Origin of the sequence: Pseudomonas sp. BP8, assembly GCF_017875955.1 — a bacterium.
Taxonomy (GTDB): domain Bacteria; phylum Pseudomonadota; class Gammaproteobacteria; order Pseudomonadales; family Pseudomonadaceae; genus Aquipseudomonas.
Genome location: NZ_JAGINK010000001.1, coordinates 3,386,670 through 3,407,623 on the forward strand (window position 1 = coordinate 3,386,670; position 20,954 = coordinate 3,407,623).

General features: G+C 55.8%; 17 protein-coding genes and 3 pseudogenes. 14 read left to right on the forward strand and 6 right to left on the reverse strand.

Annotated features, from left to right (window positions below; all coding sequences use genetic code 11):
- Positions 1 to 149: 149 nt before the first annotated feature.
- The 8 genes from J3B00_RS14780 to J3B00_RS14815 all read left to right on the forward strand — a co-directional run bounded on the left by J3B00_RS14780 (position 150) and on the right by J3B00_RS14815 (position 8,497).
- A complete protein-coding gene (locus J3B00_RS14780) occupies positions 150 to 1,472 on the forward strand; it encodes an ABC transporter substrate-binding protein (RefSeq protein WP_209868212.1) in 1,323 nt (440 codons plus the stop codon).
- Positions 1,473 to 1,499: 27 nt separating this feature from the next.
- Positions 1,500 to 2,834 carry an ABC transporter substrate-binding protein gene (locus J3B00_RS14785; RefSeq protein ID WP_209868213.1) on the forward strand — a complete coding sequence of 445 codons (1,335 nt, stop codon included), beginning with the start codon at positions 1,500 to 1,502 and terminating at the stop codon, positions 2,832 to 2,834.
- Positions 2,835 to 2,901: 67 nt separating this feature from the next.
- A complete protein-coding gene (locus J3B00_RS14790) occupies positions 2,902 to 3,801 on the forward strand; it encodes a branched-chain amino acid ABC transporter permease (protein WP_245362553.1) in 900 nt (299 codons plus the stop codon).
- Positions 3,801 to 4,760: a branched-chain amino acid ABC transporter permease gene (locus J3B00_RS14795; RefSeq protein WP_209868214.1), complete on the forward strand. Its 960-nt coding sequence runs from the start codon at positions 3,801 to 3,803 to the stop codon at positions 4,758 to 4,760. The genes J3B00_RS14790 and J3B00_RS14795 overlap by 1 nt, the downstream gene beginning before the upstream one ends.
- Positions 4,757 to 5,527: an ABC transporter ATP-binding protein gene (locus tag J3B00_RS14800; protein ID WP_209868215.1), complete on the forward strand. Its 771-nt coding sequence runs from the start codon at positions 4,757 to 4,759 to the stop codon at positions 5,525 to 5,527. The genes J3B00_RS14795 and J3B00_RS14800 overlap by 4 nt, the downstream gene beginning before the upstream one ends.
- The gene (locus J3B00_RS14805; RefSeq protein WP_209868216.1) at positions 5,524 to 6,171 is read left to right on the forward strand and encodes an ATP-binding cassette domain-containing protein; all 648 of its coding nucleotides are present in this window, start codon (positions 5,524 to 5,526) and stop codon (positions 6,169 to 6,171) included. The genes J3B00_RS14800 and J3B00_RS14805 overlap by 4 nt, the downstream gene beginning before the upstream one ends.
- 6 nt (positions 6,172 to 6,177) lie before the next feature.
- Positions 6,178 to 7,332, forward strand: a complete 1,155-nt coding sequence (locus J3B00_RS14810) for an iron-containing alcohol dehydrogenase (protein WP_209868217.1) — start codon at positions 6,178 to 6,180, stop codon at positions 7,330 to 7,332.
- Between the two features lie 10 nt (positions 7,333 to 7,342).
- Positions 7,343 to 8,497, forward strand: a complete 1,155-nt coding sequence (locus J3B00_RS14815) for an iron-containing alcohol dehydrogenase (protein ID WP_209868218.1) — start codon at positions 7,343 to 7,345, stop codon at positions 8,495 to 8,497.
- A 244-nt stretch (positions 8,498 to 8,741) separates the two neighbouring features.
- Here J3B00_RS14815 and J3B00_RS14820 read toward each other — a convergent pair whose 3' ends face one another.
- From J3B00_RS14820 to J3B00_RS14840, 4 genes and pseudogenes are all read right to left on the reverse strand, one after another.
- Positions 8,742 to 8,912 carry a hypothetical protein gene (locus J3B00_RS14820; protein ID WP_209868219.1) on the reverse strand — a complete coding sequence of 57 codons (171 nt, stop codon included), beginning with the start codon at positions 8,910 to 8,912 and terminating at the stop codon, positions 8,742 to 8,744.
- A gap of 188 nt (positions 8,913 to 9,100) precedes the next feature.
- A pseudogene (locus tag J3B00_RS14825) lies at positions 9,101 to 9,709 on the reverse strand (histidine phosphatase family protein); the annotation flags it as partial.
- 704 nt (positions 9,710 to 10,413) lie between these two features.
- A complete protein-coding gene (locus J3B00_RS14835) occupies positions 10,414 to 10,608 on the reverse strand; it encodes a hypothetical protein (protein WP_209868222.1) in 195 nt (64 codons plus the stop codon).
- 117 nt (positions 10,609 to 10,725) lie between these two features.
- The gene (locus J3B00_RS14840; protein WP_209868223.1) at positions 10,726 to 11,016 is read right to left on the reverse strand and encodes a hypothetical protein; all 291 of its coding nucleotides are present in this window, start codon (positions 11,014 to 11,016) and stop codon (positions 10,726 to 10,728) included.
- A gap of 151 nt (positions 11,017 to 11,167) precedes the next feature.
- On the opposite strand from J3B00_RS14840, the gene J3B00_RS14845 reads away from it, so the two are divergent.
- The 4 genes from J3B00_RS14845 (at position 11,168) to J3B00_RS14865 (ending at position 18,324) form a co-directional block, all read left to right on the forward strand.
- Positions 11,168 to 12,892, forward strand: coding sequence for a hypothetical protein (locus J3B00_RS14845; protein WP_209868224.1), 1,725 nt, complete (start codon positions 11,168 to 11,170; stop codon positions 12,890 to 12,892).
- A 626-nt stretch (positions 12,893 to 13,518) separates the two neighbouring features.
- A complete protein-coding gene (locus J3B00_RS14855; RefSeq protein ID WP_348635982.1) occupies positions 13,519 to 14,754 on the forward strand; it encodes an HlyD family efflux transporter periplasmic adaptor subunit in 1,236 nt (411 codons plus the stop codon).
- Between the two features lie 10 nt (positions 14,755 to 14,764).
- Positions 14,765 to 16,912 (forward strand): peptidase domain-containing ABC transporter, encoded by a 2,148-nt coding sequence (locus J3B00_RS14860; protein ID WP_209868227.1) that lies wholly within the window; start codon positions 14,765 to 14,767, stop codon positions 16,910 to 16,912.
- Positions 16,909 to 18,324: a TolC family protein gene (locus J3B00_RS14865; RefSeq protein ID WP_209868228.1), complete on the forward strand. Its 1,416-nt coding sequence runs from the start codon at positions 16,909 to 16,911 to the stop codon at positions 18,322 to 18,324. The genes J3B00_RS14860 and J3B00_RS14865 overlap by 4 nt, the downstream gene beginning before the upstream one ends.
- Before the next feature lie 126 nt (positions 18,325 to 18,450).
- Here J3B00_RS14865 and J3B00_RS14870 read toward each other — a convergent pair whose 3' ends face one another.
- Positions 18,451 to 18,606 (reverse strand): hypothetical protein, encoded by a 156-nt coding sequence (locus J3B00_RS14870; protein ID WP_209868229.1) that lies wholly within the window; start codon positions 18,604 to 18,606, stop codon positions 18,451 to 18,453.
- 82 nt (positions 18,607 to 18,688) lie between these two features.
- Between J3B00_RS14870 and J3B00_RS14875 the strand changes: the two genes are divergently transcribed.
- Positions 18,689 to 19,756 (forward strand): SbmA/BacA-like family transporter, encoded by a 1,068-nt coding sequence (locus J3B00_RS14875; protein WP_209868230.1) that lies wholly within the window; start codon positions 18,689 to 18,691, stop codon positions 19,754 to 19,756.
- A gap of 304 nt (positions 19,757 to 20,060) precedes the next feature.
- A pseudogene (locus J3B00_RS26625) lies at positions 20,061 to 20,657 on the forward strand (dTMP kinase).
- Here J3B00_RS26625 and J3B00_RS14880 read toward each other — a convergent pair.
- Positions 20,635 to 20,739 (reverse strand): annotated as a pseudogene (locus J3B00_RS14880) (histidine phosphatase family protein); the annotation flags it as partial. The pseudogenes J3B00_RS26625 and J3B00_RS14880 overlap by 23 nt on opposite strands.
- Positions 20,740 to 20,954 lie beyond the last annotated feature (215 nt).

Sequence of the window (20,954 nt, forward strand, 5' to 3'; positions counted from 1 at the left end):
TCCAGCACACCGACTGATAGACGCAAAGCGCCGTTGCAGAGCGCTTTCGTGTTATTTCATGCTGCGTACGACAAAGGCTGGCACAGCCTTTGCGATAGCCCATTTCGCTAAGCAAACAAGAGGCGTCCCCGAACGCCCCAAGGGATTCTATGCAACTGCCGTTTTCTCACCTGACTGCCGTCGTCGCCTTGAGCGGCCTGCTGCTGGCCCACGCCGGTACCGCGCAGGCCGGACGCGTCGAGCTTGGCGCCGCTGCCGGGCAAGCCGACCTGACCCTCGGCTGCCTGTACCCGATGACCGAGCGGGCGGCGATCTATGGCCAGGACAGCATCGCCGGCATCCAGGTCGCCCTGAGCGAGCTGCAGGGGCAACGTGACGCCGGTGAGCAGTTGCCACGGCTGCGGGTGATCATCGACGACGACCAGTCCAAGGCCTCCTACGGCACTAGCCTGGCCCGCGCGTTCATTCGCAAGGACGGAGTACAGGTACTGTGCGGGATGGTCTCCAGCGGGGTGGCGATGTCCGTCAGCCAATTGGCCAAGCAAGACAAGGTGCTGATGATTGGCACTGACCACGCCTCCTCGCGCATGACCCTGGAAAACGGCCATCGCTACTATTTTCGGGTGACCAATGACACCTGGACGTCGATGGCTGCCGGCGCCCATTACCTCAAGACACTGCAGGCTTCCACAGGCTGGAAACGGCTGGCCTTCATCGGCCCCGACTACGAATACGGCCATGTCTCGCGTGACGATCTGCACGAAGCGCTGCGCCAACTGGGCGTCCAGTTCGAGGACGTCACCGAGCTCTGGCCACGCCTCTACGAGCCGGACTACTCGGCCTACATCGCCGCGCTGGAACAGGCCAAGCCGGACATCATCGTGTCGGCCCTGTGGGGCGGCGACTTCCATGCGTTCGTCAAGCAGGCGGCCGGCACCCGGCTGTTCGAGACCTCGCGCCTGGCCAACTTCGACACCGGCGGCAACTACGACTTCCTGGTCGCGCTTGGCGAGCAGGCGCCGCCTGGCCTGATCCTCTCCGCACGACACCACAACAACTGGCCGCAGACGCCGCGCAATGATTCGTTCGTGCAGCGCTTCCACACCCTCACCGGGCGCTACCCGACCTACGCCGCCCAAGGGGCTTATACCGGCGTCATGGTCCTGGCCAAGGCCAGCCAGAAGGCCGGTGGCGCCACCGACACCGAATCCTTGGTCGATGCCCTCGAAGGGCTGGAGATTGCCTTGCCGGAAGACCCGCCGGGGTTTGTCTCGCGGATCGATCCGCTGACCCACCAGATCCTTCAGGCCCAGGCCATCGGCACCCCGCTGCGCAACGACGACTTCCCGCCGGCCAAGCTGATGCTGGGCGAGTGGTCGGTGTATTCGGCCCAGGACCTGCTGCCCGACCCGGCCACCCGCCTGCGTCGGCAACGCTCGCAAATCCGTAATCCCGAGGGGCCCGCCCCTTAGCTACCGCAACCTGCACTGGAAGTGACCATGAACAACTATAAGAAAAGCGTCCCGCATTACCGCAAAGCACTGCCTCTGGCCCTGGCGATCGCCACGGCGGGGCTCACCGCAGGATTCACTGGCGGCGCAACGGCCGCTGACAACGGCAAGTTCCGCATCGGTGTGGTGACCTTCTTGTCTGGCCCGGCAGCGGGCCCGTTCGGCGAGCCGTCGGCCAATGCCGCCAAGATTCTGGTAGACGGCCTCAACCAGGGCAAGCTACCCGCGCCGTACGACAAACTGGGCATCAATGGCGCCGAGATCGAGATGGTGATCATCGATGAGGCCGGTGGCGCTGCCAAGCAGGTAGAAGAGTTCCGCAACCTGGTGCAGCGGCAGAAGGTCGATGCGGTGGTCGGCTACATTTCCTCCGGTGACTGCCTGGCGATTGCGCCGGTGGCCGAAGAGCTGGGCGCCATGACCGTGTTCTACGATTGCGGCACCTCGCAGTTGTTCAGCGAAGACAAGACCCCACAGTTTGTTTTCCGCACCAGCCTCGACGCGGCCGTGGATAACATCGGCGCCGCTCGTTACCTGGCCAAGACCCGCCCGGACGCCGTGCGCGTCGGTGGCATCCAGCAGAACTACGCCTGGGGCCAGGACAGCTGGAACGACTTTGTCCTGTCCATGGCGCAGGTCATGCCCAAGAGCCAGGTGGTCGAATCGCAGATGCCCAAGGTATTCCAGGGCCAGTACGGCGCGGAAATCTCGGCGCTGTCGGTCAAGCGTCCAGAAATCATCCACTCCAGCTTCTGGGGCGGCGACATGGAGGCCCTGGTGCTCCAGGCTAACTCGCGCGGCCTGCTCGAAGACGCCACCGCCGTGCTCACCTGTGGTGAATCGGCCCTGGCGCGCTACAAGGATCAGGCGCCCAACGGCATGATCATTGGCGGTCGCGGCCCGTTCGGCGCGTTCGCCCCCGAGAACGCCCTGAACAACTGGTTCACCGCGGCCTATCAGGCGGCCTACAAGGCGGCGCCGACCTACCCGGCGAGCAAGATGGCCCAGGCCATCCTCGGCCTGAAGTTCGCCGCAGAAAACGCCAAGGCCGAGGCCGGCAAAGTACCGGCGCCGGTGGAAATCGCCAAGGCGTTCAAGGGTGCCACCTTCGAATCGGTCTCCGGCACCGTACAGATGGCCCGCGCTGGTGGCCACCAGGCCATGCAGGGTATCGCCTACGGCGAATACCACTACGACGCGGCGAACAAGAAGGGCAGCGTACAGAACGTGATTGCCTTTGCCGGTGAGTGCGTGACCCCGCCTGACGGCACCAGCGCGCATGACTGGATCAAGGCCGGCTTCCCTGGCGCGCAGTGCAACTGAGCCCGTTGCACACCTGACTGAACGTGGCGGCCGCTGGCGGTCGCCACTCTTGCCAAGGTAGAACCTTATGCTGAGTCTTTACGCGGTGCTGATCGACGGCGCCATCTATGCCTCGTGGCTGTTCCTGGTTGCGGCAGGGCTGACCGTCATCTATGGGGTCATGCGTATCCTGAACATGGCCCATGGCAGTTTCTACGCCATCGGCGCCTATGCCGCCGCCTCGCTGGTCGGCTGGTATTTCAACAACGGGGTCGGGCCGGTGTGGGTCGGCTACCTGATGATGCTCGGCTGTGCGTTGGCCGCGGGCCTGGTGGTCGGGCTGCTGATCGAGCGCGGCCTGCTGCGCTTCATGTACGGCCGTGATGAAGTGCTGATGGTGATCATCACCTACGCCTTGCTGCTGATTCTCGAAGACGCCATGAAGATGATCTGGGGCGTCAACCCGTACTTCGCTTACCAGCCTTACGCAGAAATGGGCCGCAGCGTGCTGGCCGGACTGAAAGTCTCCAACTATGACCTGATGCTGGTCGGCGTCTCGCTGGTGCTCGGCCTGAGCCTGTGGCTGTGGCTGGAGCGCACCCACCAAGGCAAGGTGCTGCGCGCGGTGATCCACGACCGCGAAGTGGCGCTGGCCATGGGCGTCAACGTGCGCCGGGTGTTCACCCTGGTGTTTGTTCTCGGCACGGTGCTCGGCACCCTGGCGGGCGCATTGACCGCGCCGGCGATTTCGGTGGCTCCCGGCATCGGCGTCGAGATCATCGTGCTGGCGTTCGCCGTGGTGGTGATCGGCGGCATGGGCAGCATCGAAGGCGCCGCCCTTGGCGCGCTGCTGGTCGGCTTGAGCCGAGCCGCGGCGGTGCACTACGCGCCGCAATTCGAACTCTTTGTGATCTATGGCGTGATGGCGCTGGTCCTCGCGGTACGTCCGCAGGGCCTGTTCGGTCGCGTGCTTGCGAGGAAAATCTGATGCGCCTGGATAAAACCGAACTGATTCTGCTCGGCGTCGCCGTGCTGCTCGCCGGCGCTGGGGTGATTGCCCCGCAATGGTTGGTGTTCTTGCTGACCATGGCCTTGGCCAAGGCGATGGTGGTGCAAGGCGTGGTGATGCAGATGCGCGCCGGCCTGGTCACCTTTGGCCAGGGCCTGTACTTCTGCATCGGTGGTTACGCGGTAGGCATGAGCGGGCACTTTCTGGGGCTCAGCGACCTGCCGACCTTGCTGCTCATGGGTATCGGCGCGGCGGTGGCGCTGGCGCTGATTCTTGGCCTGCTGATGACCCGCTACCGGGAGATCTTTTTCGCCATGCTGTCGCTGGCGTTTTCGATGATTCTCTACGGCATGCTGGTGAAAAGCCCGGCCCTGGGCAGCACCGACGGCTTCAACGTCAAGGCCTGGACCCTGTTCGGCTGGAGCCCGGCCGCGGGCCAGGCGCCGCTGGCATTGTTCGTGATCATCGTGGCGGTGTCTGCCGTGCTCGCAGTGTTGCTGCACCGCTATGGACGGAGCAGCGCCGGCGCCATGTGCGAGGCGATCCGCGAGAACGAAGTGCGGGTCGAGTACCTCGGCCAGTCGCCACGCTGGGTGCTGTACATGAACTACGTCGCCGCAGCCGCGGTATCGGCGCTGGGCGGCGGCTTCATGGCCTTGGCCGCCGGGCATATCGATCCGGAGATGGCCTACTGGATCACCTCCGGCGAGTTCGTCTTCATCGCCTTGCTTGGCGGTACGGCACACGTCGCAGCACCAATCATCGCCGCCGTCCTGTTTGCGGTGGTGCGCACTTACGCCATCGAGCTGGTGCCGCACAGCTGGCAGATGATTCTGGGCATCACCTTGCTGGCGATCATCGTCTTCTTGCCCAAGGGCCTGTGGAGCCTGTTCAGTGGCCAGGCCCGTGCGACCAAGGCAGTGGAGGCCAAGGCATGAGCGCTATTCTCGAAACCCGTGGGCTGTGCAAGGAATTCGGCGCCGTCAGCGCTGCCAAGGACGTCAACGTCAGCATCAGCAAGGGCGAAGTGGTCGGGGTAATCGGCTCCAATGGCGCCGGCAAGACCACCTTCATCAACATGGTGACCGGTTACCTCAAGCCCAGCCGCGGCGAAATCCTCTTCAACGGCCAGTCGATCATCGGTCGCACGCCGCGAGCGATTACCCGCGCCGGCATGGCCCGTTCGTTCCAGGTGGCGCAGCTGTTCCCAGAGCTGACTGTACTGGACAACCTGTTGATTGCCCTGGCAGCCGCCGAGTCGCCGTTCCCGTCGTTGTTGCGCCCGCTGCGCAATGGCGCACGAATTGCCCGTGCCGAGGCGATTCTCAGTGAATTCAGCATCCTCGCCTGGGCCGACAACAAAGTCACCGCCGTGCCGCAAGGCGTACGCAAGCTGATCGACATCGCCATGGCGCTGATCGGTGATCCGCAGATGCTCCTGCTCGACGAGCCCACCAGCGGTGTCAGTGCCGAGGAGAAGACCCAACTGATGGATACCGTGATGCAGGTGGTGTCGCGTCACCAGGTGACGGTGTTGTTTGTTGAACACGACATGGACGTGGTGCGCCGCTACGTGTCGCGAATCCTCGCGTTCTACAGCGGTGAAGTGCTGGCCGACGGTCCGCCGCAAACGGTATTGGCCAACGCCCGGGTCCAGCAGCTGGTCACTGGCGGTCAACGGGCACACAAGGGGGCAAACGCATGAGCCTGGACATTCGCAACCTCAATGTGGCCATCGAGTCGGTACCGATCCTGCACAACGTCTCGCTACAGGTGGGTGCGGGGCAGATGGTCGGTCTGATCGGCCACAACGGTGCTGGCAAGACCACCCTGATCCGAACCTTGATGGGCCTGCTCGACGCCACCTCCGGTTCTATTCATTTTGCCGGCAACGACCTCTGCGCGCAGCCGGGTCACCAGCGCGCGGCGGCTGGCATCAGTTACCTGCCCGAAGACCGTCGGCTGATTCCGGCGCTGACAGTGGAAGAAAACATCCTCTTGCCGGTGTGGGCCAACAAGTTGCCGGGCAGTGCCGAGCGCCTCGAGTGGGTGTATGGCCTGATCCCGGAAATCGCTCAGTTTCGTGATCGCCGGGCCATGCAGTTGTCTGGCGGCCAGCAGAAGCTGGTGGCCCTGGCCCGCGCCCTGATGCCGGGCAACCGCTTGTTGATTCTCGACGAGCCGTTCGAGGGCGTGGCGCCGGTGCTGTCGCGCCGCCTCAGTGAAGTGATCGCCCAGCTCGGACAGGAAGGCCTGTGCGTGCTGATCTCCGAGTCCGATGACACCCATTCCGCTGACCTGGTCGATGCGCTGTACCGCATCGAGCGCGGCAGCGTGCGAGCAGGATAAGCCGCCATGTCGACCTTTACCTTTGAAACCACCCCCCGTGTGATCTGTGAAGTCGATGGCGCCTTGCGTCTCGGCAGCCTGTGTCGCGAACTCGGTGCCGAGCGCGTGCTGCTGGTCAGCGACCCAGGCCTGCAGCGCGCTGGCCTGCTCGATGCGCCGATGCAGGCGCTGCGTGATGCCGGTGTCGAAGTAACGCTGTACAGCGATGTGCAGGCCGACCCGCCCGAAGCGTCGGTGCTCGACGCAGTGGCGGCGGGGCGCGCGTGCCGTGCCCAGGCAGTGATCGGCCTTGGCGGCGGTAGCTCGCTGGACACGGCCAAGCTGGTGGCACTGCTCTGTGGCCATGAACAGGCCTTGGCCGACATCTATGGCATCAACCTGGCCAAGGGGCCGCGCTTGCCGTTGATCCAGGTACCGACCACTGCGGGCACCGGCTCGGAGGTCACCGCGGTGGCCATCGTCACCACCCCCAGTCACGAGAAGAAGGGCGTGGTCAGCCCGCTGTTGTACCCGGACATTGCCTTGCTCGATGCGCGGCTGACCGTCGGCCTGCCCGCGGCGGTAAGTGCCATGACCGGTGTTGACGCCATGGTGCATGCCATCGAGGCTTATACCAGCAAGCACAAGAAGAATGTGTTGTCCGACGGCCTCGCCTTGCAGGCCTTGCGCCTGTTGGGCGGCAACCTTGATCGAGTGCTGGCCGAACCCGGCGATCTGCAAGCACGCTCGAACATGTTGCTCGGCTCGATGCTGGCCGGTATGGCCTTCGCCAACGCGCCGGTGGCAGCGGTACATGCGCTGGCCTATCCGCTGGGCGGGCACTTCCATGTGCCGCATGGTTTGAGCAATGCGCTGGTGCTGGTGCCAGTGCTCAACTTCAACCGCAGCGTGGCGCAAGCGTTGTACGCCGAGTTGGCGCCGACAGTGCTGCCGGGCGAGCGCTTTGACGACCCGGCGCAGGCCTGCGAGGCGTTTATTGCGTTCATGACTGCGCTGGTCCAGCGCATGCCGTTTGCCCAGCGTCTTGGCGAGGTGGGTGTGAGCGAAGCGGACCTGGACCGGCTGAGTGACGACGCCATGAAAGTCGAACGCCTGCTAATCAACAACCCACGCCCGGTCAGCCGGGATGACGCCCGCGCTATCTATGCCTCGGTGCTATGAGGAGAACGTCATGAATCATGAATTCAGAAGTGTGCCGCGTATTGTTTGCGAGGCGGGCGCCTTGAACAGCATTGGTCAGGTTTTCGCCGGGCTAAGCGCTCGCCGCGTCCTGTTGGTGTGCGACCCGGGGATCGTCAAGCTCGGCTTCGCCGACAAGGCCTGCGCAGCGCTGCAGGCAGCGGGCTGCAGCGTCAGCGTGTTCGATCAGGTGCTGGCGGACCCTCCGGCCGCAGTGGTCGAGCAGGCGGTCAGCCAGGGACGAGCGTTTGAAGCCGACGGCGTGCTTGGCCTGGGCGGTGGCAGCTCGCTGGATGCGGCCAAGCTGGTGGCATTGCTAATCAACAGCGAACAGCCGCTGGTGGACCTTTATGGCACCGACAAGGCGCGCGGCCAGCGCCTGCCGCTGGTGCTGATGCCGACCACGGCGGGAACCGGCTCGGAAGTGACCTGGGTGTCGGTGATCACCGATGCACAACAACGCAAGCAGGCGGTGTATTCGGCGCAACTGATGCCGGACGTGGCCGTGCTCGATCCTGAGCTGACCCTTGGCCTGCCCGCTGCGATCACGGCCGCCACCGGCCTCGATGCGATAGTGCATGCCATCGAGGCTTACACCAGCCGCACGCGCAAGAACCCCATTGCTGACGGTTTGGCCACCACCGCACTGCGCTTGCTCGGGGGCAACCTGCGCAAGGTCTTGGCAGATGGCAGTGACGTCGCTGCACGTTCGGCGATGCTGCAGGGATCGTTGATGGCCGGCATGGCCTTCGTCAACGCCTCGGTGGCGGCGATTCACGGGCTGGCGTATCCGTTGGGCGCGCGTTTTCACATCCCGCATGGGCACGCCAATGCGCTGGTGATGGCGCCGATGATTCGCTTCAACCTGCCGGCGGCGCAGCGCCAGTATGCGGAGCTGGCCGGGCACCTGTTGCCTGGAGTGGTGTTTGCCGACGAGGGCAGGGCAGCGCACGCGTTTGTCGAGGCCATTGAAGCGCTGGTGCGCGACAGCGGGTTGGAAACGCGGTTGTCCCGGCTGGGGATTGATGAGGCAGCGATCCCGCTGATGGCAGCGGATGTGGTGACGGGGTTGAAGCGGTTGATTGATAGCAACCCGCGGGACATGAGCGAAGCACAGGTGGCGGCGATTTACCGGAGTGTCTACTGACGCCCCAATGTCAGTCAGTTAAGAAGCTGGGGCCGCTTTGCGGCCCTTTCGCGACACAAGGGCGCTCCCACACTTTTCGTGCTTACCACTGTAGACAGTGGTATGCACATCTGTGTGGGAGCGCCCTTGTGTCGCGAGAGGGCTGCAAAGCAGCCCCAAACCAGGCGACCAAGTCCTGACTGACCGGCAGTGGGGCTTGCCCTGCGAAGAGGCCAGCCCGGTTACCCCCTTAACAAAAAGCCGCTTAAGCCAGAAATTCAGGCTCTGACGATGCGTTAGCCCGACGGTCGCTACGGATGTCGATAATCACCGCGCCCGTGCACAGGGCAACGAGGCCTACGCTGGCAATAGTGATTTCGCCGAGCAGCATGCCTGCCACCAGGGTCAGCAGGCTTAAGCGACAGAAGAGTGTCATGAGCGCGTCCTTGGCAATTGAACCGACACTTACCATAACGGGCTGGCGCGCTCTGCGCAGCGTTAGCCTGCTGATGTGGCAGGACATCCCTGTGCTTTGGCCGAACGGGCGTCTTCGGCGGGCGTTTGCTCAGCCTCAAGCTGGCGCTGGGTCGCTTCGATCACGCCCTCCACGCTGATCGAATGACTCAGGCGCCAGGTTGCATCGTCTTGTTCGGCATACAGCTGATATCCGCAGCCATTCGGCACGTGATGAGTGATCTCGTAGTGACGCCAATCGGTCATGGCCCGGCCGTCAATCAGCACCGATCTGCGCTCGATCAGCCAGGCGAGAACATTAAGAAACTGCCCATGCGAAAACGCGACGATGTCCTGCGCGGGATGGGCGGCAAGGCGATCCAGAAATGTTCGGCCTCTATCAACGAAGTCCAGGAACGACTCAGCGCCTTCTCCATCGTGATGAGAGGGGTCTGCTTTGGTCCAGTATTGATCGACCCAGCCACGCCGTTGGGCAACGGTCGTGTTCACGCATCGTGCTGGCGCGAGGTAGGTGAATTCTTCGATCGGCCAGGTTTCCAGCGCGGCTGCAGGGAACGCGGCGGCGGTGAAGCTTGCCGTCACTTGAGCGCGGGAAAACGGCGAGACAACGATCAGCTCGGGTGCGCGGATAACCGAACGTGCGACCTGACGTGCCTGTTCCATGCCTTTGGCAGTGAGGGGGATAGTTGCGTGGTCGTGAGAGGCTGCGCCTGCGTTGGCTGCGCTCTCGCCATGGCGTATCAGCCTGACGCGTTTCATTGCTTTTCCCTTCGCATCGCGTTTCAACGGTTACTATTCACCTCTGTAGATCACAGGTTATCAGAGTCAGACGGTTAAAGGTTTTGTAGCGCGACATGGCTGAGCGCGATGCATGTTGAAATTTCACGCAGGTGCGTCAGAGTCTTCCTATAGGTGTTTACGTTAACACTGATGGCGTTGCATGTTAGATTAGCCTCCTGATGAAATGATTAGTTATCTATGGTGGTGGGATGAAGCTAACTAGGCGAGAAAAAGAGGTTGTTATTTTGCTCTTGGATGGCAACTCTAACAAGTGCATAGCGAAGCAATTGGGTATTAGTCCTTATACCGTAAGAGATCATGTCTCAAAAATACTCGCGAAGTACCAGTTGCACAGTCGAGTGGAATTGGCTTTGCTGGCGTTAAAGCTAATGGATGCATGATGCAAATGATGCTTGGGGCAGATGTAGGTATGGTGTGAATGGTGTCATTGTAAGTATGCAGATGTATTGATGTGTTTTGAAAGTGCCTGTAAGGTATGTGGCAAAGCTCAGTGATCAATCTAAAGCGATGTTCATTGAGGTCGAGATGCTGGCGCTGTAGCCTGGTAAGATAAATTGCAAATCGGATATCTTTTCGGGGTCATCATGCCTCTACCACCGGTGATGGCCACGTTGCTATTTATCATAGGGGTACACCTTGGCTTTACTGAAGTGCGGTAATAATTAGCTACATCCCAACAGCATTTTTAGCTTCGGCGCAAGTATGGTTACTGCTGCAATTGCGAACGGCAAGATAAACGTTGCCCACCACTTGTCAGCAATGTGCAAGTTAAATTTAGCTAGAAAATATGCTCTGAAGAATTTAAGCGTGAGTCCAAGTGCTAGTGCGGTCAAGAGATAGCTGATGATTGTCTGCATGTTCTACCTTTGAAGTGGTCGGATTACATGTTGGGTAACGATTGGGCTTAGACGTCAAGTAGACAATAATATGTCAGGAGGTCGCTAATTTCGTTAACGACCTCATAACAATAGTTCCTATGCGCCGCCGCTTTCCAATCTAGAAGCATTACCTACAATAACACCTGCTCCAAATCCAGCAACTGCCCCACCTAGCGTTGCCGCTTTACTTACGCCATTCGCTCCGGTGACGGCACCAAGCAGTGCGCCGGCACCTACGGAGGCAGCAAAATCAGTAGTATTGAATTGGCCATTTCCAGTTAGTCCCCCAACATATCCGGCGCCGCCAGAAATGGCTCCGGCAACAGCGCCCGGAATCCCCTGAGCGCCATTGACCGAGGCTGCTTCTTCTAAGGTTATTTCACGCATACATGACTCCTTTATAGATTGGACTAGTATTTTTGCATAGATATTTTTTTCCGAAACCCCTACAGGTGTAGGATCGTTTTTATGTTGATATCCGATACTCTTGCATAAGCGGGGTTCGGCTGAATCACCATTTATTCGTCAGGGTGGAGTCATGAGGTCAAATCAGCTTGTTGATATGCCAGAAGTTTTTGCAGCCTTTAAGGCGATCAAGGTAGATGGATGCAAGATTATCTACTTTAATGAGTTGGTGGCTGAGGCAGAAACTCCGGAAGAAATTAAGGAAGGGTATAGTTATCTTGTCAGTTCAGGTGAGACTATCCCGCCAAGGGCGTCTAGTATCAAGACATTCTTCGCAGAAAGATATGGCGGTGATGGAATTCTTACAAACGGAGGAGGTGGGCGCTGCGGGTTCGATGGTAAATGGCAGCTTAAGGGGTTAGGCCCTAACCTTCTAGTAGGTCATGATACTAATGCTGCTCATGGTGACGGGAATTTAGCGCTAATCGCTGCCTTGTATGAAACTATATGGTCCGAAATAATAAATATCGCGCTTCCATTTGGATCGGTAAGAACCCTGGCTGTGATGGATACCGGTCTCAGCTATGAGTGCTGGCGCGGGCAAGTGAAGCGCGGTTTGTTAGTGCGTGAACCTGCGGTGCGGCCAGCTCATTTTATAAGATCGGTCTATTTCAAACAGGATAGAAATTTACCTATGGGTGAGGATGCCTTACGTGTGCAAGCAGTAATTAAGAAAATCGTTGAATTTCTACCTCGAGAGTCTCAGGAAGAACTTGGCTGCAGCTCATTTGATGAGCTAAAACATGGATTTATTGAACTTTCAACTCGTTATGCAGAGCAGTTTTCTGCCGCGCGCGCCAAATATTTAGCTCATTCCAATGTCAGCGCTTCTAATGTTTCTCTGGATGGTGCTTGGCTTGACTTAAGCGGTGCTCGTATTTTTACCGACAATGCGATACGTGATAAGTTAGATGTTGATAAGTATGAGGCCGAGTACGCGCCAGTACTGCAGGCTCTCCGCGATATTTGCTACTATATGTTCAAGTATAATGTTGTGAGTGGAGAGGATGCGAAGCGACTTCTGGTTCTCGTCGAGTCTAATTTTTTCACTGCTTATGAAAGATCTCTTCATCTTTATCGGGTTGCGCAAACGGGGTTACCATTCCAGCTTCTTCTAGTAGTTCAGGCTGCATCAGAGTTTGTAGACTTCGCAGAGGTCCTTGATGAGGTACTGAAGTTAGATGATTTTTCAATCAGTCAAGTCCATTCCTCAAGTCAGTGGCGCGGATATGAGCGCTGGTCAGCCAGGCTTTATATGTGCTTAATTAAAGTTCAAGTGGGTCAGGCTTCTTGTGATGATCTGTCATGGCTCGGGTGCGATCCCAAATTAATCGAGCACTTATGTAGCACCTACAGCTATTTATTTGATTTGATTGCAATGCAGGCCAAAAATAATGGTATTAACTATAGGGGTTTTCTGTTCGCTGTAAAGATTAATGCAGTTAGGTTGAACCGTATTTCTAGCTTGTTTCTAGAGCTTGGTGCGCGCTTAGGTGAGGTGGAAAAAGAAACTGCAGAAAATATGGCTGATCTTTGTCATGAGTTGGCAGGCGAAGCGATTGCCGCTGCAAAAATCAATTTGGCCAATGAGCGGACGTTATTGATTCCATTTTGGTTTGGTTCGCAGATTTGTATCTGGTTTGACCCTAAAAGCAGTAGATTCAAAGCACTTAATTCCTGTGATCCACAAGCTTTACTTGAGCAGGCTTGGGAGGTTGATAACAGGTGCAGTGATTTTGTACAGGCGTTATCGTTCTATGACGGCATAGGGGTTGATTTCAATGAAGGAACGATATGATCTTTTATCAACGTGTTCGAGTACTTCGATAAAGATGCGATCCGAAGCATTGGGGCATGTTTGTACAATCATGACAAGCTGTAATCGCTCTGTGAACTTCCAAATTCGCACATTTGGTTTTTGGATCGCCCCAGCCATTGAGCACGATCAAATTGCAATATTGTTCGATAGGGTTGGTAAGCCTAGGGGGTACTTCATATGGGCTCATCTAGCGGATGATACTGAGAAACGGCTGCTCACTGATCCAAATTTCTTTCTTCATCCTTCTGAATGGAACGAGGGCGGGCGCACCTGGATAATCGATTTCTGTTTTCCTTACGGCGTAGTAAAAGAGGCGGCTGCATGCGTCAAATACGTTTTGAGTAATGTCGGACTGCATAAGGTTTCATGGGTGCGCCGGAATCAAGATTACTCTATAAAGAAAATTATGAGATACCGACCCAGAAGCTCGACTGGAGGCCTGGTAGGTATATAGAGTCACTCATTCTTAGTGTTTGATAGGCGTTGGCGACGAAAGCCTCAGCGCTACTCGACCATGTATGGCTGACAGGATTAGATGGAAAAGAGTCATCGGGTTAAAGGATGGTAGGGTGACAGATAACATAACTTTTTTTCGTGATGAGGCTATAGGCACGCGACAGATAGGTTGGCAAAGTGAAGTCGTGCTAGTTCGTCCTCTTTCATTTACGATGTTGACGCTGCTTGCAGTAGTGCTCGCGGCGATTGTTGTGACATTTTTTTGTTATGGTAGTTACACTAGGCGCAGTACGGTGACGGGACAGCTTGTACCATCCTCTGGGCAACAAAAAATATATTCTCCACAGTATGGAGTGGTGTTGGAAAGTTTTGTAGAGGAAGGCCAGCAGGTGGTCCAAGGTCAGAGGCTTTTTCGCGTTTCCAGTGAACGCACAGGCGATTCTGGGCCTATCCACGCGAAGCTCAGTGAGCAGTTCTGGATGCAGTATTACTCCCTCGATGACGAGTTGTCCAAGCAAAAATACCTACAGGTTGAGCAGCGGAAAAGTCTGCAAAGCAAGCTACACAGTCTTCGTCTTGAGCTAGCAATACTTGCACGGCAGACAGCTAGCCAAGAGCGGCTTGTAAAGCTGGCCAGCAATGGAGCGGAGCGATATCAGGGCCTGATGGACAAAGGCTTCATTTCCATGGACCAGTTGCAGCAGCGTCAGGCTGAGCTTATTGGGCAGCGTCAGTCTTTACAAGGGCTCATACGTCAAGCCACGACCCTGAAACAACAACTGATCGAGCGTCAGCACGAGCTTTCAGGGCTCCCAGCACTCCATGAAAATCAGTTGGCCAATATTCGTCGCTCTTTGTCTTCTGTAAAACAGGCAATAATTGAAAGTGAAGCCATGCGCTCACTTTTCATAACTGCTCCGCAGCAAGGTGTGACGACCGCTATCTTGGTTAAACCGGGCCAGACAGTAGACAGTGCGCAAGCGCTGATGAGCCTTGTTAGTGAAAACGACAGTTTGCAGGCGGAGTTGTATGCTCCCAGTAAGGCGATTGGTTTTATCCGAGTGGGTGACCCTGTTTTGCTTCGTTATCAGTCTTATCCATACCAGAAGTTTGGCCAGCATGAGGGCCGGATCCATTCGTTGTCCAAGGCCACCGTTTCGGCAACGGAGCTTGCCAGCATGACTGGAAGCGTGCCTGGGTTAGGCATCAACGGCGAGCAGATCTACCGTATCCGCGTTGACATCAGTAACCAATCGGTTATGGCCTATGGCGAGTTGAAACCATTGCAAATCGGCATGCTGGTCGAGGGCGACATTCTTCAGGAAACCCGTCAACTCTATGAGTGGATGCTAGAGCCGCTCTACAGTCTGACTGGGAAATTGTAGGAGCGTGCGCATGAACTATCTTGATACTCTCTCCATACGACTAGGGCGTCACCTCCCGCTTATCTTGCAGACAGAGGCTACTGAATGCGGACTAGCCTGCCTAGCAATGATCGCGGGATATCACGGGCATCATTCAACTCTGATGGAGCTGCGCAGAAATTTCAGTGTTTCGCTCAAGGGTATTACCCTAAAACAGCTAATCCAGACGGCCGAACGCCTTAAGCTCGGTACCCGCGCAGTACGCCTCGAATTGAAGGATCTGGGCAATCTCAAGCTGCCTTGCGTGCTGCATTGGAATCTCAATCATTTCGTTGTGCTCAAGGCTGTCAATGGTCAGCGTGTGACCGTGCATGACCCAGCGCTGGGTTCGCTTCAGCTGAATCTGGCTGAGGTCAGCAAATCTTTTACCGGTATTGCCCTCGAAGTATGGCCTGCGCCTGACTTCGAAAAACAGCAGGCCAGGCCAAAAATTGCTCTGATGAAGATGATCGGCCGTATTAGTGGTCTTTACCGTTCACTGGCACAGGTGTTATTGCTAGCTCTGGCCTTGGAAGTATTCTCTCTGATTAGTCCATTTTTGCTGCAATGGACCTTGGATAATGTGCTGATTACCCAAGACCGAGACCTGTTGACAACGCTAATGATTGGTTTTGGTCTTTTGCTGCTAATGCAGCAGCTCGTCAGCGCTACTCGAGCTTGGGTAATGATGCATTTGAGTACACTGTTGAGTGTCCAATGGCGGGCAAACGTGTTCAGCCACCTGCTACGCCTGCCAATTCAGTACTTCGAAAAACGTCACCTGGGCGATGTCGCCTCGCGCTTCGGAGCTGTCGACCAGATCCAGCATACTCTGACTGCCGCTTTTTTCTCGGCAGTACTCGATGGCCTAATGACCGTGGCCACACTTGTGCTGATGTTCATCTACAGCTCATTGTTGGCATCGCTCGCAGTACTAGCGATGACCTTTTATATCATGGTGCGTTTGGCGTGGTATCGCCCGCTGCGTCGCGCCAGTGAGGAGCAGATTATTCATGTGGCTAGACAGCAAAGCCACTTTCTTGAAACTCTGCGTGGAATAAGGACGCTCAAGTTGTTTCGACGCCAGGGCGAGCGCCGGGCCACTTGGTTAGGTCTGCTGGTAGCGCAAATCAATGCTGGACTGCGCACACATAAGCTCCAACTGCTTTATACGCAGCTCAATGCTCTGATATTCGGTTTAGAGAATCTGTTCGCCATCGGCTTGGGTGCTTCGATGGTCATGAATGATCAGTTCACTATCGGAGCGCTGATGGCGTTTATTGCGTACAAGGGTCAATTTGTAAGTCGCGTAGGTGGGCTGGTCGATCAATTATTCGAGCTGCGTATGGTGCGGTTACAGGGAGAGCGACTGGCCGACATTGTCATGCATCCACCAGAAGACCCCCCCACTGCTGTAAGTCTCGCGAGCTGGGCGGTGCAACCAATGGATATTCAACTGCAAAACTTGAGCTACCGTTACTCAGAAGATGAACCTATGGTGCTTAACGGGATCGACTTAAACATTTCGCCGGGCGAATCCATAGCGATCACCGGAGCTTCAGGATGCGGTAAAACTACCTTGGTCAATCTGCTGTTAGGTGTGTTGTGTCCCACGCATGGTGAGATCCGCATGGCAGGAAACGAATTGCGCCATCTGGACTTAAATGAATGGCGTGGCCGAATTGGGACCGTGATGCAGGACGACTGCCTTTTTGCGGGTTCACTGATGGAAAACATTTCATTTTTTGAGCCTAGCCCGGATGTGGAGTGGGCCAAGGAGTGTGCTCGAAAAGCAGATATCCACAATGAAATTTTAGCTATGCCGATGGGGTACAACACATTGGTCGGGGATATGGGCACAGTACTCTCAGGCGGGCAGAAGCAGAGGGTGCTAATAGCTAGGGCGCTTTATATACGACCGGACATTCTTATCCTCGACGAAGCAACCAGCCATTTGGATGTGGCTTGCGAGCAACGTGTCAACACGGCGATAAAAAAACTAGAGATAATCAGACTCATCATTGCCCATCGAGCAGAGACGATTGCATCTGCGGATCGAGTGATTCAATTAGAAGCGGGGCGCATTGTTTTCGATTGCTCACGTGACCAGTTGGGGTTGTTCGAGAGGCAGCCTGGATGAGTACAAGCGCCTCTCTTTTCAGCTTGCTCCTTTTGCTTTGCGGCTGGACGCAAGTGGCTGACGGACTGGAGTTGTTCGCAGTGGAGGACGGTGAGTTGGCTTCCCTTAGTGGCGGCTCTGATAGCCAAACATGGGGCTGCGGCCAAACTCAGCTGCCGTCCCAACTGACATTGGAAGCAATGATAGCCAGGGTTCTCTGCCACGATCCACAAATACGTCAAACTTGGGCCGAAGCGATGGCGCACTCGGCACAAATCGGAGTTGCGAAAGCAGCTTATCTGCCGAGACTTGATGCCAGCACTACACTGAGCCGTGCATACAGCGACACTCATTACACCCGGAGTAGTGATCATTCGAATCAGGGGCGAAAGCGTCAAATCGAAAGCCGTCTAGATTTGAGCTGGGTACTCTTCGACTTTGGCCGGCGAGAGGCGGGGCTAAGCAACGCGCAGCAACTATTAATCGCAGCCAATGCCAACCAGGAAAGCAGTTTGCAGGCAGCACTCATGCAGGCGGCCCAGCTCTACTACGCCGCCCTGGCTGCCCAAGACGGCCAGCGTGCTGCGCAGGAAGTCACCAAGCTGGCGGCCGAGAATCTCAAGGATGCCAGCGCCAAGTACGAGGCTGGCGCTGCTGCACTATCTGATTACCTTCAGGCTAACACTGCGTACACACAGGCGCGTCTGAGTGAAGTTCGTGGGCAGGGGGCGTTACGGGAAGCCATGGGCCAGATTGCACTGCGAATGGGATTACCGCCGCAGACCACGCTGACATTGGCAAGTCAGCTAGCTCGGCGTCCTGACCCAACTTTCGTCAAAGGTCTAGATGCACTGTTTGAACAGGCTCGTTCGGATCATCCCTCGCTAATTGCTGCACATGCTAAGCGAGATGCGGCTCATGCGGCGGTCAAAGAGCGGCAGGCAGCAGGACGCCCCAGCCTGTCGTTCACTGCCTCCCTGTCTGACGTACGGACCCGTCAGACAATGGACTACTACGGTGACAGCCACGCCCGTAATAACAGCGTGGGTTTGCAACTCACCATTCCGCTGTTCGACGGGTTCGAGAGTGCTTACCAGGTCGAGGCCGCTCGGGCAAGATTGCAATCCTACGAAGCAGACTTAGCTAATACCCAGCAGCAGGTGTCGCTGGAACTGTGGAGCAGTTATCAGTCTCTGCTCGTCGAGACACAAGCGCTAAACAGCACCGCGGACTGGGTACAACAGGCAACTCTTGCGCTGCAGGTAGTCAAAGGCCGTTATCGTTCAGGAGTTGGCAGTATGATTGAACTACTCAATGCATCTTCTGCTTATGCTGCTGCTGAGCAGCAGCATATAAGTACTCTAAATAGTTGGCATATAGCACGTCTGCGCCTTGCAGCAAGCCTCGGGTGTCTTGGGTTCTGGGTGCTTTGAATTGTTGGTCTGCTCAGGGTTCTGGGGCTTTTGAATATGTTAAATGGTGGCGTGACAATGGAAGCCTACATATTTTTATAATTGAAGCTGATTTGGTCTAAGGCGTTAGTTGTTATTGTTTTTAATCTAATGTAGGGTTTCATGCTTTTGCTTTTGCTTTTGCTTTTGCTTTTGCTTTTGCTTTTGCTTTTGCTTTTGCTTTTGCTTTTGCTTTTGCTTTTGCTTTTGCTTTTGCTTTTGCTTTTGCTTTTGCTTTTGATGACCCCGCTGGGGTTTTACCAAGATCGTGTTTTTTGACAAGTGTCTAACTGTTATAGCTAGTCTGACGGGGTATTCATGAATGTCACGCTTATCGGAGGGCGTATTGACGACTCTAGACAAAAGTTTCCATAGGGGCACCTACAGGGTGATCTCGCTATACTGGAAAAGTGAAGAGAAGCTGTTTGCATGGTGTTCGCTAGTTGCTCTGACTGTATTATCTTTAATGGCAGTAGTAGTGGCTCTGGCTATTAACGAATGGTATAAGCATTTCTACAATGCCATTCATGGTCTAGATGCGGGTTCTTTCTATCAGTTAGTTGTATTATTCTTGGTTTTCATACTATTCTCCGCGTTGAGGTCAGTGGCAATTACATGCTGGGTGGATATTTTTGCGCTTAGATGGCGGCGCTGGCTGACTAACTATTATCTAGAAATCTGGGTTGTTGAATCAGTTAGGCCTGACGATATAGAGCGGTATGTTGATAATCCGGATCAGCGCCTAGCCGAAGACATCAATAAATTCACATTTGACACCGTCGATTTGGCGTGCGGGTTACTATACACCATATCGAGCGTGGTATCTTTTACCATTGTGCTGATTAGTATTTCGGGGCATGCTGAGCTATTGGGTGTTAATGTTCCAGCCTACATGTTCTGGATTGCATTTATCTACGCATCAGCTGGAACCTACATCAGTCAAAAGATCGGGTTTACGCTAGTTGGGCTTAATAATAATAAGCAATGCTCGGAGGCTGACTTACGCTATCTCTTGATCAGTTTCCGCAATGACTCTTACGATCAGGCGGATGGTGTATGTCGCATAGCTAAGAGAAATTTGATTAGTCAAAAACTTGATGTCAGCTTGGAAAACATGCGTCGAATAATAAGAGTCAAGATGCGCCTTTCATTGTTCACGGAAAGCTACAGCCGAATGTCGCTGATTATTAGTAGTCTGCTGGCTGCACCAAAATATTTCTCAGGTGAGATTATGTTTGGGGAAGTGATGCAGATCAATTCGGCCTTTGGGAATCTTTGTGGAAATTTAAGCTGGTTTATAAATTCATATGATCGACTTGCCGACTGGAGGGCCACAGCCGATAGAATAGTTTCATTTAATGGGGCTTTAGGTGAAAACCTGGACAGCTCCCGGGGTCTTGCTGGCTCGCGCTAAGGGTTGCGCTGATTTTTGCGCCGTCAGCGCAGTTGATCACCGTATCTCAATTGAAAGGCTCTTTCAGCACGCCTGCATTCAGCCTGAAACGTTGACTGTTTCGACAGCTTGGTTAAAGAAGTGCTCACTTTCCCTGAATTAAGGGGGTAGAGCGTCTAGCCCTATCACAGAAAACGCGCAGGAGTACAAATGTACTCTTGCGGGCTTGACCAGCTTAGAGCTGGAATTGATGGACCCGCCTTCCATTACTGGGTACCGTCGCACTGCTCAAAACTCGTAAAACACACCGACCTGCAGCTATAGAATGAATCGTTCTCTGTTTGTTTCACTAGATGGCCCCAAGGGTGCCGGTAAAACCAGCCCTTGGTGGAGGCCATCACCAAAGTGCTGAGGGCAGACAACAAGAAGGTCATCCGGCTCAGCGAGCAGAAAAGCGACCCCTACCGGGGTGCAACAATGGCCCTGGTCAACGAACTGGTCAGGACTGGTCAGGAATCCCACCCAGGAACTGGAATGGGAGGTCTGTAAGCGCTTCGCTGACAGTCGCGCTTGGATTACCCGGCACGTGCTGCCCAAGCAGCCTGCCGGCAGTGTCATCTTGATCGATCGCTGGTACCCATCTGATGCGGCCTTTCGCCGGCTCATCCCGTTTGCACAGATTCTGCAGTTGAATCTTGATCGAAATGTACAGGTGCCAGACCTGCATGTCTGGGTTGTCACTGCCCCTGAAATTTCCTGGGCGCGGGCCGCAGCCCGAACGCGGGGGCTGGGTAGTACGGTCATTCATCACATGGCAGAGCATGTGGCCTGTACCACCGCGTTCGAGCAGACGATTGCGGATCAGGGATGGGTGTTATGCCGTAACGAGGGTGCAATAGCTGTTCCATACCTTTGGCAGTGAGGGGGGTGGTTGCGTGGTCGTGAGAGGCTGCGCCTGCGTTGGCTGCGCTCTCGCCATGGCGTATCAGCCTGACGCGTTTCATTGCTTTTCCTCGTCTCTATGGTCGATGGCGCCTACTGCAAACAGGAAGGCCACGAAGACTAAATCCTGGTCCAGGACTCCAGTTCCAGAAACTTCCTACTTTCGCTTCGGAGCGGTCTGATAAGTACCCACTTCCAGATCATGTAACTGTCGAGCCTGTTTGTTTATCCCTTGGCGATGAAATGGTGCCCTGTTGATTACCTGCTTCCCGTAAGA

Coding starts and splice junctions, on each gene's coding strand:
- J3B00_RS14790 (WP_245362553.1), top strand. CDS start 2,902: ATGCTGAGTCTTTACGCGGTGCTGATCGACGGCGCCATCTATGCCTCG.
- J3B00_RS14820 (WP_209868219.1), bottom strand. CDS start 8,912: ATGACACTCTTCTGTCGCTTAAGCCTGCTGACCCTGGTGGCAGGCATG.
- J3B00_RS14810 (WP_209868217.1), top strand. CDS start 6,178: ATGTCGACCTTTACCTTTGAAACCACCCCCCGTGTGATCTGTGAAGTC.
- J3B00_RS14865 (WP_209868228.1), top strand. CDS start 16,909: ATGAGTACAAGCGCCTCTCTTTTCAGCTTGCTCCTTTTGCTTTGCGGC.
- J3B00_RS14800 (WP_209868215.1), top strand. CDS start 4,757: ATGAGCGCTATTCTCGAAACCCGTGGGCTGTGCAAGGAATTCGGCGCC.
- J3B00_RS14840 (WP_209868223.1), bottom strand. CDS start 11,016: ATGCGTGAAATAACCTTAGAAGAAGCAGCCTCGGTCAATGGCGCTCAG.
- J3B00_RS14805 (WP_209868216.1), top strand. CDS start 5,524: ATGAGCCTGGACATTCGCAACCTCAATGTGGCCATCGAGTCGGTACCG.
- J3B00_RS14815 (WP_209868218.1), top strand. CDS start 7,343: ATGAATCATGAATTCAGAAGTGTGCCGCGTATTGTTTGCGAGGCGGGC.
- J3B00_RS14845 (WP_209868224.1), top strand. CDS start 11,168: ATGAGGTCAAATCAGCTTGTTGATATGCCAGAAGTTTTTGCAGCCTTT.
- J3B00_RS14795 (WP_209868214.1), top strand. CDS start 3,801: ATGCGCCTGGATAAAACCGAACTGATTCTGCTCGGCGTCGCCGTGCTG.
- J3B00_RS14835 (WP_209868222.1), bottom strand. CDS start 10,608: ATGCAGACAATCATCAGCTATCTCTTGACCGCACTAGCACTTGGACTC.
- J3B00_RS14780 (WP_209868212.1), top strand. CDS start 150: ATGCAACTGCCGTTTTCTCACCTGACTGCCGTCGTCGCCTTGAGCGGC.
- J3B00_RS14785 (WP_209868213.1), top strand. CDS start 1,500: ATGAACAACTATAAGAAAAGCGTCCCGCATTACCGCAAAGCACTGCCT.
- J3B00_RS14860 (WP_209868227.1), top strand. CDS start 14,765: ATGAACTATCTTGATACTCTCTCCATACGACTAGGGCGTCACCTCCCG.